Source organism: Paenibacillus sp. USHLN196 (genome assembly GCF_037144955.1).
GTDB lineage: Bacteria > Bacillota > Bacilli > Paenibacillales > Paenibacillaceae > Paenibacillus > Paenibacillus xylanexedens_C.
Map to the genome: position 1 here is coordinate 337,810 of NZ_JBBCYH010000003.1, position 12,527 is coordinate 350,336.

Here is a 12,527-nt window from a genome sequence, read left to right on the forward strand (position 1 = left end):
CGATGGATTAGAACCATAAACGCAGTCTTTTCCAATAATGATGCATAATTTCGTGAGTCCTCGCTCACAATAAGTGTGCGTTGATCATCTGGATACGGATCAGGAGGGACAAACGATGAAAGATAAGTTTTTGCGTGAAGAACGGCAAGAATATACCGATGTGTCTACGGTGGAGTCGCAGCGAAACGATATCACACTCGAAGAATTCCCGGAGGGCCCTTACGGTTCATCTTTACTATCCGAGTCTCTTGGAAAAAGTTCTCCGTGGCGGGCAGATCAGCGGTCTGCACATCGTTTTGATTATGAAAATCATGAGCTTCATGAAGGAGAAGTACGGGATTATCCGGGTCAGGATGTTTTTGACGAAACGGTTCCAGATAACGTGTCCAAACCTCAATACCCGGAAGAATCGTAATGACATTTTGAGATAAATTAGAGTATAGCCTCCGACAGGATTGTCCTGTTCGGGGGCTATTATCGTTGAGGTAGTTTAAAAACAACTCTCTGCAAATTCCACAATATGGGTTATTATTAGGGGGAGCTAGAGATTGAATGAGTGGAGAGATGACATGAGAGAGATCGATTATAGTCAATATTTCTGGCAGGATGACAAGGTTAGATTGCGTGCTCTGCGTGAGGAAGATTGGGAAGATCATTATTATAACCGCTTTGATACACCCGCCCGTCGGTTATTGGAGTGTGCAGTAGAGTTACCGCCAACTCATGTTGAGGCTAAGAATTTCACGGAAAACTTCTCTGATTTTTCTTTAGGCAAAGGACGGATCATGTTTACAATTGTAAACATGGATGGTGAGAATGTCGGAGGTGTGAATCTGAACAGTATTGATGAGAGGAACGGTACCTTTAGCATTGGAATTCAAATTGACAGGGATCATCGAGGAAAAGGATATGGAACCAGAGCCGTTCGAATCTTGCTGAACTATGCTTTCTTCGAGCGCAGGCTCAACAAATTCAATGATTATGTGCTCGAAGGAAATGAACCTTCTGCAGCCATGATGCGAAAGCTTGGATGTGTCCAGGAAGGTGTGCGTCGTCAAGTGATCTATACCGAGGGTAGATATCAGGATCTGATCCTGTTTGGATTAACCAAAGACGAGTTTATGGAAAAAGAAGGGCTTGTGTTAAATAAAAGCTTATAAGCTGAAATCAAGTGTATTTTTTAGGAGGCAGTATGAATCAACATGTACAAAACGATGAATTAATCATCGACTGCAAGGATATTTATTTGCGCGAGTATCGACTTGAGGATTTGGAGAAATTGCAGGAAATTACGTGGCAACCCGAGGTGTATGAGTTCCTACCAGGATGGAACGCTACGATTGAAGAGAGAACCCTTTGGCTCGCCGATTATGAGATCCCTGAGAATCAGAAGTTTAAACAAGCTGTTTTGGCGGGAGAGGATATCGGAGAGTTATACTTACGAATGGCTATCGTACTCAAAGAAAATGACGAGTTTATCGGATGGTGTTGCTCGGGGATCAAGGATGAGCTACCAGCACCTAATCGGGAGATTATGTACGGTATTTCCAAGCATTTCAGAAATCGTGGTTACACAACGCAGGCACTCAAAGGAATGACGGATTATTTATTTGAACATACGAACATTGAGCTGCTGAATGCCATCGCTTTGATTACCAATCAAGCATCCAATAAGGTCATACAGAAATGTAATTTTGAACTTTTAAATAGAATAGAAATTGAGAATGAACCTTATAACCATTACCAATTGTGTAAGAATCAAGGTCGTTCTTAATATAACAAAACCCCAGAGAGAATGGCTTATAATATCAAATTTTCGGATCAGGTTATACAGTTATTACTGCTGCCTGATTTCTTTGTTTTGTTTAAAAAGCTGTTGAGGAAACATCCTCTGAGTTGTGCTTTTTTTACATGAGCTTTAAAAGTATAGTCTTTAGGACAAGTATATATTAATAATTTTCTCCACGATAATAGCGCTCCAGTTTGTTATCCAAATGAACAAGCTGTGCTTTTTTCTCCTCGATATCATTCAGCAACTTTTGCTTTTGATCTTCAATCAGTTTGGTTCTTTCCTTGAGAGTAGAGGTCCCCTCGTTTACCTGATCATAGTATTTTTTGATGTCTTCCACACTCATTCCGGTTTCGCGAAGGCATTTGATAAAAACCAGCCAGTTCAGATCATCCTCGGAATAAAGACGGTTATTCTGCTCACTTCGTACAGCAGGTTTCAACAGCCCCTTTCTTTCGTAAAAGCGGATAGCTCCGATCGAGACCTCGACTTTTTTTGCTACTTCTCCAATTGTTAACATGTTAAACCCCTTTTATAAAAAAAGATTTGACCTACACTAAGTGTAGCATAGTAACTTATACATTGTTAAATATAAATCAAATTATGGAAAGAAGGGTTTGCATGAAAAAGACTGTCTTGGTAACCGGTGCAAATAAAGGAATTGGATATGAAGTCGTTAAGCAGTTAGGTGAAGCAGGATGGAAAGTTATCCTTGGCGCACGCAGTGTTGAACGGGGTGAAGCCGCTGTTTCGGAGTTAACTTCCAGAGGGCTAGACGTAGAATTTTTACAAATCGACATGACTGACTTGAAGAGCATTCAGCAGGCAGCCGATACGATTAACAAGACTTATCCCGCAATAAACCTTTTGATCAATAACGCGGGTATGCCGGGTGCTTTTTCTCGTTCATTTACAGATACTAAAGAGGAAGATCTGCGGAACGCCTTTGAAGTGAACTTTTTCGGCACCTTCCGTTTGAATCAGCGATTGTTCCCGTTAATCAAAGATAATGAAGGCACAATCATTAATGTATCAACCGACATGGCTTCTCTGGACCATATGCAAAATGCAGAATTTACTTTAAATGCCTTCGACTATAACTCATCCAAAACGGCCAATAGTGCCATGACACTTTCGATGGCTTATGAAGTGAAAAACAGCAGGGCTCAAGTCTTTGCGGTAACGCCGGGATTCACATCAACAGATCTTAATGGTAATGCCGAAGGTGGTAAATCAAAAGAAGCCGGCGCTGCGATTATTGTGGGCTATGCGACGGATGGTAAACGCCATAACGGAGAATTCCTAGATGCAAATGGCGTGTACCCTTGGTAATCCACCGTTGCCAAAAGCAACGATAGAACAGGATGAATTTTAGGGCGTGTATCTTCAAACTCAAACTCAGGTAAGCCATACGATGATGAGTATGAGGGTCTCAAAAGTCATGAGGTTTATGGTGGATGATCTTGTCCCTCGGATGATAGCGGAAAGTTAGATGAAGTATTGGCGTGGTTCCGTTAACTTAGATATCAAGGAATATGAGAATACAACGTCGAATAAAAAAATATGTTAATTTTATCTTGTTTATATGCTGCAAATGAAACAAACACCAAACGTAGAGGAACATCTTTCTTGTACTAAGTTAACGGGAGCATGTCCTATAAATCGTATTTTTAACAAGCGTATCATTCGGAGGTATATTTTATGGAGGTCTCACTATATAAAGCAGATTTAAAAGATGCAGTGACTATTCATGAAATGAAAGTCAAAGCATTTATGCCCTTGTTGGAAAAATATCAGGATTCTGAAACAAGCCCTGCCAATGAAACCGTAGAAAGAATTATTACTCAAATCAATCAATCTTTTACAGATTATTTTATAATTCATCATTTTGAGGTTGCTGTTGGTGGAATCAGAGTCGTGAAAAAAGATAATCTTATCTATAGTATTAGCCCAATTTTTATACTGCCAGAACATCAAGGGAAAGGAATTGCTCAAAAAGCCTTCACAATGGTTGAGCAGATATATGATGATGCAAAGTCATGGAAATTGGGTACCATCTTACAAGAGAAAGGGAACTGTTATTTGTATGAGAAGATAGGCTACAAAAAAACGGGTGCAACAAAAGCAATTAACGACAAAATGACAATGGTATTTTATGAAAAGCATTTATAAGTTTCAAAATCTTTGAATATGATGCCTCAGATTCGTTAGCTAGCTGAAACCCATTGGGCTTCCACTATACTAATCGGATACAAAAAAGAATCCCCCATTCATTTCTAAACCGAAATTAGTGGGGGATTTGTCATGCAATCAAGAGCGGGAACAAGATGATAGAAAAATGTTTGGATAGCTTTACGTAGAGCCTACACCCAGCCTAGACATCAGCCTTATGCAGCGGCATCAAAATCATAAATTCCGTTTCCGAGCCTACTTCAGTTCGTACCGTAATTTTCCCACCATGCGACTCCACAATCGAGCGGGTAATGGCGAGACCGAGACCTGCGCCACCTTGTTTGCGCGAACGAGAACTGCTTGTGCGGTAAAATCGTTCAAAGATATGGGGCAGATGTTCAGGTTCAATGCCTGTGCCGTTATCTTTCACTGATAATTCAGCCTTATGATGTGTGGCATATAACGTTATGGAGATGGCTCCATGCTCAGGATCGGTGTGCTGCACCGCATTATGGAACAGATTCAGCACAACCTGCTTCAGCTTGTACGGGTCAGCCAGTACATATACCTCAGCCGTCAGATCGAGATGAATGGACCTCCGCTGAGCCATCATGGCCAGCTGTGGTTGCATTTCGAGTAGCAGACTATCCAGTTGAATGACCTCCCGCTCCTGCTTAGGAGCCTGATCGAGCTTGGTTAATAACAGCAAATCTTCAACCAGCTTGTTAATTCGTACGGATTCACCGTGCATGCTGTCCAGCGCCTTATACAATTGATCTTGATTGGTCGCTGCACCCCGCTGTAGAACTTCAATGAAGCCGTGAATGGAGGTAAGCGGGGTACGAAGCTCATGAGAAGCATCAGATAAGAAACGCTGCATCTGTTCTTTCGCTTCCCACTCCGCTTCAAACGAGTTCTCCAGCCTTTCAAGCATGCCATTAAATGAAACTGCGAGCTGATCTACTTCTTCTTGTCCCTGAACGACGGGAAGGCGTTCTGCGAGACTGCCTGCATCGATCTGCTGTACTTTATTCACCATGTTGGATAGAGGAACCAGCGTCCGGCGTAATACCTTAGTGTATAGAATAAGACCGGCTACCATGGCTAACAGCGATAACATGAGGAAGATTAGAAGCTGTTTAATAATTAAATCTCTAAGTGGCTTCGTAGCCGTGCCCATCTGAACCATCGGTAAACCGCGATTGCGTGGACCAGGTGAAGCGAATACAATCAAATGCTCATTACCTTGGCTATCTGTGACGATCCGGTAGGGAATATGTTTTTGTTCTTTCAACTCATCTGTAATGTTTTGATATTCAGGGGTTGATAGTTGAGGGGCTTTCAGACCATCTTCTCCAAAAACATCTTCGAACGTGCCTTGGTTATCAAACAGAGCCAGTGAACGGTCTGGAATAAACAACACCCGATTGCCAGACCCGTTTCCTGCCTGTCCACCGAAAGGATTGTTGGAAGAGCCATTACGGGACTGGATACCGAGCCAAACCGGGGGCATGGACATGAGCTGTTCTTCCATGGTTTTCGCCTGATTCCGGTAGAGAAAACTTTCCATGATCCAAAATTGCAAAATACCGATTAACAATAACAGCCCGGCAAGCACGAACAGGGAACGTGAGAGCAATTGAGAGCGCAGTGAACGAGGCCAGATCCATTGGTGCAGACACTCTAAACGAAGTTTATTTTTCTTGGACAGCGAACTCATCAGAGATCCACCCTGTACCCGACACCCCGAAGCGTGCGAATGAGTCTATGCTCTTTATCCCCGAGTTTGTCACGCAAGGAGCGGACGTATACCTCCACAATATTTTCTTCCCCGCCAAAATCATACCCCCACACCCGGCTCAGAATGGTCGCTTTACTGAGTACAATCCCATGATTAAGCACTATAAATTTTAGCAGTTCATATTCAGTTGGAGACAGTTCCAGAACCTGATCCTGATAAGTGATCTCTTTGCGCTGATCATCAATTCGGAATGGTCCATGAGTGACGGCTCCTATTAATAAAGGAAATTGATTACGTAATCTGGCCTGAATCCTGGCGAGCAGCTCGTCGAAGGCAAAGGGCTTGATCATGTAATCGTCAGCACCTAGCCACAAGCCTTTCACCCGATTCTCGACTTCGTCCTTTGCTGTCAGCATAATCACGCCAACCTGGGCACCAGTCTTACGCAGACGCTCGACCACTTCGAACCCATCCATCTCTGGCATCATGACATCCAAAATAGCCATATGCGGCCTGAATTCTAGCGCCAACTCTAGTGCAGCTGCTCCATCCGGTGCGGTGCGCACATCGAAACCTTCATTACTTAATCCCAGCTCCAGAAATTGTAAAATATGCGGTTCATCATCAGCCAAAAGTATTTTAATTCCGCTGCTAAGCTTCATAATGTGTGTTCCCTCCTTGCTTGAATCCATCTATTTTTCTCCCTCACTTCGGAGGGACTGTATGTAGTATTATCGCTGGCTAAACTGAAATTTAGCTGAAAGGATTATGAATTATCCTCAGACAACATTCAGCGGGCACTCATCCCAGCTTTATTTTGGCATGTCACAATACTAGACATGAAGAACTAATAAGGAGTGATTAACATTGAATAACACCAAAAGAAGGATGGATTTTGTCCTTCTGCCGATTGTATTACTGGCGGCATTTCTGAACGGGTACGGCATCTGGAACGATCCATATGCGAATTCCTATTATACGACTGCTGTAGGGAGTATGCTCAGCAACTTCCATAACTTTTTCTTTGCTTCACTCGATTCGGCAGGCTCGGTAACTGTTGATAAACCACCGGTTGTCTTCTGGATTCAGACGGCCTTTGCCTATGTATTCGGATTGCATGGATGGAGCGTTATTTTGCCGCAGGTATTAGCGGGAGTCGGTTCGGTGCTCCTGATTTATTTCATGGTGAAACCTACATATGGTCTTGCAGCAGCACGAATCTCGGCCCTTACGATGGCGACTGTGCCTGTCGTGGCGGCAGTCAGTCGGACCAACAATATTGACAGCATGCTGGTGTTTACGCTGCTGTTGGGTTCATGGTTTTTGTTCAAAGGTAGCAAACAAGGCAGTGCTTGGCGCATTTTGGTTGCCTTCGGGTTAATAGGCTTAGCCTTCAATATGAAAATGCTTCAAGCCTACATGATTCTCCCGGCTTTTTACTTGTTCTATCTGCTCGCTTTTCAGGCGAAATGGAGAAGGAAGATCCTACTGCTGATCAGCAGTACAGCGGTTCTGGCGGTCGTTTCCTTATCCTGGGCGGTCACTGTGGATTCTATTCCCGAAGACGAGCGGCCTTATATCGGCAGCAGTGAAACAAACTCGGTCATGGAACTGGCATTTGGATATAATGGCCTGTCCCGTCTAACGGGTCAGCAGAACACAGCAGGTAACGCGGGTATGCCGAACGCTACTGTGCAGGGAAATATTCGTGGCAATCGAGGGGATTCGACTTCTGGGCCGAATGGCAATTTCCCGAACGTGCAGATGCCAAATGATATGGAAATGCCAAACGGAAGAAATTTCGGTGGAAATGGTGGCGGCATGGGAGGAATGTTTGGTACAGGGGAGAAAGGTCCTCTGCGTCTGTTCCAGACTGAACTGTCAGGTCAAGCCAGCTGGCTTTTGCCCGTTGTGCTGCTTGGATGCATTGCCATATTTGCAGGGTTAAGACGGAAAAATATAACCAATAAACACAAGGAAGCCTTGTTTTGGCTGGCCTGGCTGATTCCCGTTGCTGCCTTTTTCAGTGTGGCAGGTTTCTTCCATCAATATTATTTGATTATGCTTGCACCTCCAATTGCGGCGCTGACTGGCGCAGGATATGTAGCCATGTGGAAGTTATATCGTGAACGAACTGGCTGGCAGGCCTGGTTGCTTCCGGTGTCCGTGCTGCTGACGGCCTTGTTCGGCTGCTATATCATGCAGGTGTATAACGATACGATCGGTGCAGGCTGGTCCATTAGTGAATTAATCGCAGGCATTCTGGTCACGTTCATCCTTGTCGGTATGCTTCATCGCACACATCAATGGAAGCAGGGCTTCATTATCGCGGGATTTATAGTGATGCTGATTGGTCCAATCTATTGGGCATTTACCCCGATTACATACGGTGGTAACAGTATGATTCCTGCAGCAGGACCTACTGGTTCCAATAGCATGTTTGGTGGAGCCGGAATGGGCATGCCGATGGGTAACAGTGAAGGAGTCACAGGAATGCCTGCAACGGGTGGTCGTGGCGGAATGGGTAACCGTAACGAAGAAGTGGATACAACCACACTGAATTATCTGAAAGAGCACAATACAGGCGAAACGTATCTCTTCGCCACAACAGACTATAATCAGGCGGCACCTTATATCATCGATGAGAATGAAGCGGTGATTACACTGGGAGGTTTCTCCGGGTCAGACCCGGTGTACACAACAGAGGAACTGGAACAACTCGTCAAGAGTGGGCAAGTGAAGTACTTCTTGGTGGGCGGCATGGGTGGACGAGGAGGGAACTCGGACATTAGCGATTGGATCAAAGAGCATGGTACCGAGATTCCGTCCTCTGAATGGCAGACAGGCACGGATAACGGAGACACCGGAAACAGAGCCGGATTTGGATTCGGCGGACAGACGACCTTGTACGAAGTGAAATTGTAGCAATATAAATTGAACTTATCATTTACACGATAACGGAGAGGACAGAAAAAACCTGAAAAAGCGAAGCGTTCGCCTTTATCTCCGGATTTTCCCTTAGGAAAAGGGAATCAAAAAAATCTGGGGATAACAGCGATTGGAGGGTTGTTCTGTCATCGAAGTGTGCAGTGTAAATATTCTTTATTTCAATTTGTATAGAGTGAAAATCTCGGACGAAGTCCATTGGAAAAGGGAGGGGACAAACATGGCTCACACGTACCGATACAGCATTATTATTCCCATGTATAACGAGGAAGCGGTGATCGAGGAGACTTATCGGCGTCTGAAGAAGGTCATGGGCAGCACAGAAGAGAGTTATGAACTGTTGTTTGTCAATGATGGCAGCGTAGATCAAAGTGCACAGATGATTCGTGACTACGCCCGATGGGACGAGAGTGTGAAACTGATTGATTTTGCCCGTAACTTCGGTCATCAGATTGCGATAACAGCAGGTATGGATTATGCAGCGGGGGATGCGGTCGTTATTATTGATGCGGATCTTCAGGACCCTCCCGAACTGATTCTGGATATGATCGGGAAGTGGAAAGAGGGCTATGAAGTCGTGTATGCCCGTCGCACCAGACGAAGTGGGGAAACCCGCTTCAAGAAATGGTCGGCCAGTCTCTTCTATCGTGTACTTCGTGCTTCAACCGATACGGATATCCCGGTGGATACCGGAGATTTCCGCCTGATTGACCGCAAAGTATGTGATGAGATGAAACGTCTTCCAGAGAAAAACCGGTTCGTGCGCGGGTTGGTCAGTTGGGTCGGATTTCGTCAGACTGCGATTGAATATGAACGCGATGAACGTCTGGCAGGTGAAACAAAATATCCGCTGAAACGCATGCTGAAGCTAAGCCTGGATGGTATTACTTCATTTTCGTATAAACCGCTCAAACTCGCAGGTTATGTAGGGGCGATCCTGTCGGTTGGCGGATTTATCTATATGTTAACGGTTATTGGTTCGGCGATCTTTACGGATTCAACCATTAAAGGATGGCCTTCTATTGTGAGTATCATGCTGATGTTTAACGGATTCATCCTGATCATGCTGGGCATTCTGGGGGAGTACGTGGGCCGCATCTATGATGAGACCAAGTCGCGTCCGCTATACATTGTGAGAGATGTGGTTCATGCCGAGGGCCAGCAAGCGCAATCCCGATTGACAGCCCGAGTGGCTCATCATGAATAATCGTCTGGTCACACTCTTCAAGTTCGGTATTGTGGGTGTTGCCAATACGGCAGTGGATGCGGTGGTGTTTGCTTTGCTTGCAGTGGTTGGTGTACCGGTTCTGATGGCTCAAGTAATCTCGTACAGCTGCGGTGTTGCGAATAGTTATTGGCTGAACGGCAGGTGGACTTTTCGGGATACGGCACAAGGAGGTGGCGATAGAGCAAAACTTATTCGTTTTCTAATCACCAATCTTATCGTTCTCGCGTTATCCTCCCTCATACTGATGACTTTGCACGATATGCTGGGTTGGAGTCTCGTGATGAGCAAGATCCTGGCGACCTTGATGGGAATGGTTCTGAACTATATGGCCAGCAGATATTGGGTGTTTCGTACAACAAAAATATGAAAGGAGTGTATGATGAAATGCGAATTAAAAAAGCAGTTATTCCGGCAGCGGGTCTCGGAACCCGTTTCCTGCCAGCGACGAAAGCACAGCCCAAAGAGATGTTACCGATTGTAGACAAACCGGCCATCCAATACATTGTTGAAGAAGCAGTGCAATCAGGCATTGAGAATATCCTCATTGTGACCGGACGCAACAAAAAATCCATCGAGGATCATTTCGATAAATCGGTTGAACTTGAACACTCTTTATATGCCAAGGGCAAACAGTCTTTACTGGAAGAGGTGCAGGCCATCAGCGAGATGGCCAATATTCATTTTATTCGTCAAAAAGAACCGCTGGGACTGGGGCATGCCATTGGGTGTGCACGGCAATTTGTAGGAGATGATGCCTTCGCTGTATTGCTGGGAGATGACATTATGGTGTCTGATCCGCCTGCACTTGCACAGATGGTCCATCTCTATGAAAAGACAGGTAACCAGATCATTGGTGTCCGTCAGGTAGACGCGGCAAATGTGAGCAAATATGGCATCATTGATTCGAAGGGTGCAGAGGACCGGGTTCACCGGGTCACCAATCTGGTCGAAAAACCTTCTCTTGCAGAAGCGCCAACCCGTACAGCAGTAATGGGACGATACATATTGAAACCTTCTATCTTTCCCATTCTGGATCAGATCGAGAGAGGGGCTGGAGGGGAATATCAGTTAACGGATGCCTTGAAAGAAGTGAGTCAGGTGGAGGAGCTGTTGGCCCTTGAACTGGAGGGGCGCCGCTACGATATTGGTGATCAATTCGGATATATACAGGCGATCTTGGAGATCGGACTGATGCGCAAGGAATTACAGCCCGTGCTGACACCATATCTTCAGAAGCTTGCAACCCAGTGGGCATAGGGATTGATATGTAGTAGAGGTTTATAACTACTGTAGGACGGGGTTTCCTTCGTGCCATGGTTCTGTCAAGACTCTAGCATTGTACAATGCTGCTTGTAACGCTACAATGAGCAAGAAGTTCAAGTTGCTCTTTGAGGGGTGAGGAATCATGAATGAATCTATCATCAGGGACCTTATTAAGTATATGGACGTGGAGGACAACGCCGCCATTCAGTACATTCAAACTGAGCATCGGATGAAACTTGGACTCTTTTGGGGGATACAGGAAGGCAGCCGCGTTCTGGAAATCGGGTGTGGGCAGGGAGATACAACGGCCGTGCTTGCACATCTGGTGGGGGAGCATGGGTACGTTCATGGTGTAGATATTGCACCAGAGGATTATGGTGCACCGCTGACCGTAGGCGAAGCGGCAGCCAAGCTGCGGAGATCTCCACTGGGTAACCGAATTCGAATGGATTATGATTTCGACATTCTCAGTGATCAAGTTCAATTCACCGAGAATGAGTTTGATGTGATTGTGCTATCCCATTGTTCATGGTACCTGAAATCATTTGATGAACTCGCCCAGATTCTCAGCAAGGTTAGGACGTGGGGACATCAGTTATGTTTCGCAGAATGGGATGCACGAGTTACAGATGTGAGTCAGCTCTCGCACTGGTTATCCGTTCTGATTCAGTCCCAGATCGAATGCTACAAGAAGAACAGCTTCTCCAATGTGCGTACGCTTTTTACACCGGAGGATATCCAAGAGCTTGTCTCTGCGGCAGGTTGGAGGATCAAGGAAGAGACTTCGATCCATTCTCCCGAACTGCAGGACGGTCGCTGGGAAACCGAAATGACACTCGCAGAAGCGCCTGTGGAACTGAAACTGCTTCCGATTCCGGACAAAGTAAAAACACTTCTTCTTTCCGAACTGAAATTACTTAGGACACATCATACATGGGGGCATGGGAGTTCACTGGGAACGTATGCGATTGTTGCCAAAAAGCAGTAAAGAAATAGCCATTTGCAGCAATTTATAAGAAAAAGTTCTATCGACGTACTTTCACAGAAGACAGACCGCATTTAGCTGAAGTTTTCCTTGCAATAATTGAATGGTTCAGCTCCGCTGAAAACATATAAATTCCGTTATCTAAAAAAATGTGTTTACTTCACGATAGTAATTTTGATATTATAATCGCAATATCAAATGCGACGAAGAGACGAGTAGATAAAAATCATTCTTTCAAAGAGAGCTCCGGCAGCTGAAAAGGAGTAAAGAATCTTTTATTGAATAAAGACTCAGAGCAGCACATCGGAACTTATCATTAAGGGATGGTGTGACAGGAGCTCCTGTTACAGAGCTAGAGTATGAACGGCTTACAGCTACAACATGGTTGTAATCCTTTACTTGA

General features: G+C 45.0%; 13 protein-coding genes and 1 other annotated feature (1 of these 14 running past the window's edge). Of the genes, 10 read left to right on the top strand and 3 right to left on the bottom strand.

Annotation, left to right across the window (positions count from 1 at the left end):
* Positions 1-115 precede the first annotated feature (115 nt).
* The 3 genes from WFI24_RS08265 (at position 116) to WFI24_RS08275 (ending at position 1,774) form a co-directional block, all read left to right on the top strand.
* The gene (locus WFI24_RS08265) at positions 116-415 is read left to right on the top strand and encodes a hypothetical protein (RefSeq protein ID WP_124114457.1); all 300 of its coding nucleotides are present in this window, start codon (positions 116-118) and stop codon (positions 413-415) included.
* A gap of 133 nt (positions 416-548) precedes the next feature.
* Positions 549-1,160 (top strand): GNAT family N-acetyltransferase, encoded by a 612-nt coding sequence (locus WFI24_RS08270; protein ID WP_336759888.1) that lies wholly within the window; start codon positions 549-551, stop codon positions 1,158-1,160.
* Between the two features lie 32 nt (positions 1,161-1,192).
* Entirely contained in the window at positions 1,193-1,774 is a 582-nt protein-coding gene (locus tag WFI24_RS08275; RefSeq protein WP_336759889.1) for a GNAT family N-acetyltransferase, read from the top strand.
* A 175-nt stretch (positions 1,775-1,949) separates the two neighbouring features.
* Here the strand turns inward: WFI24_RS08275 and WFI24_RS08280 are convergent, their stop codons facing one another.
* Entirely contained in the window at positions 1,950-2,309 is a 360-nt protein-coding gene (locus WFI24_RS08280; RefSeq protein WP_336759890.1) for a MerR family transcriptional regulator, read from the bottom strand.
* A 101-nt stretch (positions 2,310-2,410) separates the two neighbouring features.
* Here WFI24_RS08280 and WFI24_RS08285 point away from each other — a divergent pair, with 101 nt between their 5' ends.
* Both WFI24_RS08285 and WFI24_RS08290 read left to right on the top strand, forming a co-directional pair.
* Complete coding sequence (locus tag WFI24_RS08285) at positions 2,411-3,121, top strand: SDR family NAD(P)-dependent oxidoreductase (RefSeq protein WP_336759891.1); 711 nt, start codon at positions 2,411-2,413, stop codon at positions 3,119-3,121.
* A gap of 369 nt (positions 3,122-3,490) precedes the next feature.
* Entirely contained in the window at positions 3,491-3,961 is a 471-nt protein-coding gene (locus tag WFI24_RS08290) for a GNAT family N-acetyltransferase (protein WP_336759892.1), read from the top strand.
* A 202-nt stretch (positions 3,962-4,163) separates the two neighbouring features.
* On the opposite strand, the gene WFI24_RS08295 is transcribed toward WFI24_RS08290, so the two are convergent.
* Positions 4,164-5,681: a sensor histidine kinase gene (locus WFI24_RS08295; RefSeq protein ID WP_336759893.1), complete on the bottom strand. Its 1,518-nt coding sequence runs from the start codon at positions 5,679-5,681 to the stop codon at positions 4,164-4,166.
* Positions 5,681-6,364: a response regulator transcription factor gene (locus tag WFI24_RS08300; protein WP_062834175.1), complete on the bottom strand. Its 684-nt coding sequence runs from the start codon at positions 6,362-6,364 to the stop codon at positions 5,681-5,683. Before WFI24_RS08300 ends, WFI24_RS08295 begins: the two co-directional genes overlap by 1 nt.
* A gap of 226 nt (positions 6,365-6,590) precedes the next feature.
* On the opposite strand from WFI24_RS08300, the gene WFI24_RS08305 reads away from it, so the two are divergent.
* The 5 genes from WFI24_RS08305 (at position 6,591) to WFI24_RS08325 (ending at position 12,127) form a co-directional block, all read left to right on the top strand.
* A complete protein-coding gene (locus WFI24_RS08305) occupies positions 6,591-8,627 on the top strand; it encodes an ArnT family glycosyltransferase (protein ID WP_336760268.1) in 2,037 nt (678 codons plus the stop codon).
* A 241-nt stretch (positions 8,628-8,868) separates the two neighbouring features.
* Complete coding sequence (locus WFI24_RS08310) at positions 8,869-9,855, top strand: glycosyltransferase family 2 protein (RefSeq protein ID WP_336759894.1); 987 nt, start codon at positions 8,869-8,871, stop codon at positions 9,853-9,855.
* Positions 9,848-10,243, top strand: a complete 396-nt coding sequence (locus tag WFI24_RS08315) for a GtrA family protein (protein ID WP_336759895.1) — start codon at positions 9,848-9,850, stop codon at positions 10,241-10,243. The genes WFI24_RS08310 and WFI24_RS08315 overlap by 8 nt, the downstream gene beginning before the upstream one ends.
* Positions 10,244-10,260: 17 nt before the next feature.
* Positions 10,261-11,133: a UTP--glucose-1-phosphate uridylyltransferase GalU gene (galU, locus tag WFI24_RS08320; protein ID WP_336759896.1), complete on the top strand. Its 873-nt coding sequence runs from the start codon at positions 10,261-10,263 to the stop codon at positions 11,131-11,133.
* A 148-nt stretch (positions 11,134-11,281) separates the two neighbouring features.
* Positions 11,282-12,127, top strand: a complete 846-nt coding sequence (locus WFI24_RS08325) for a class I SAM-dependent methyltransferase (RefSeq protein WP_336759897.1) — start codon at positions 11,282-11,284, stop codon at positions 12,125-12,127.
* 191 nt (positions 12,128-12,318) lie between these two features.
* Positions 12,319-12,527, top strand: a binding site (T-box leader); it runs 67 nt beyond the window's last position.

Excerpts from the sequence above, each read along its gene's own strand:
- WFI24_RS08290 (WP_336759892.1), top strand. The coding sequence starts at position 3,491 with ATGGAGGTCTCACTATATAAAGCAGATTTAAAAGATGCAGTGACTATT.
- WFI24_RS08265 (WP_124114457.1), top strand. The coding sequence starts at position 116 with ATGAAAGATAAGTTTTTGCGTGAAGAACGGCAAGAATATACCGATGTG.
- WFI24_RS08275 (WP_336759889.1), top strand. The coding sequence starts at position 1,193 with ATGAATCAACATGTACAAAACGATGAATTAATCATCGACTGCAAGGAT.
- WFI24_RS08280 (WP_336759890.1), bottom strand. The coding sequence starts at position 2,309 with ATGTTAACAATTGGAGAAGTAGCAAAAAAAGTCGAGGTCTCGATCGGA.
- galU (WP_336759896.1), top strand. The coding sequence starts at position 10,261 with ATGCGAATTAAAAAAGCAGTTATTCCGGCAGCGGGTCTCGGAACCCGT.
- WFI24_RS08285 (WP_336759891.1), top strand. The coding sequence starts at position 2,411 with ATGAAAAAGACTGTCTTGGTAACCGGTGCAAATAAAGGAATTGGATAT.
- WFI24_RS08325 (WP_336759897.1), top strand. The coding sequence starts at position 11,282 with ATGAATGAATCTATCATCAGGGACCTTATTAAGTATATGGACGTGGAG.
- WFI24_RS08315 (WP_336759895.1), top strand. The coding sequence starts at position 9,848 with ATGAATAATCGTCTGGTCACACTCTTCAAGTTCGGTATTGTGGGTGTT.
- WFI24_RS08295 (WP_336759893.1), bottom strand. The coding sequence starts at position 5,681 with ATGAGTTCGCTGTCCAAGAAAAATAAACTTCGTTTAGAGTGTCTGCAC.
- WFI24_RS08310 (WP_336759894.1), top strand. The coding sequence starts at position 8,869 with ATGGCTCACACGTACCGATACAGCATTATTATTCCCATGTATAACGAG.
- WFI24_RS08300 (WP_062834175.1), bottom strand. The coding sequence starts at position 6,364 with ATGAAGCTTAGCAGCGGAATTAAAATACTTTTGGCTGATGATGAACCG.
- WFI24_RS08305 (WP_336760268.1), top strand. The coding sequence starts at position 6,591 with ATGGATTTTGTCCTTCTGCCGATTGTATTACTGGCGGCATTTCTGAAC.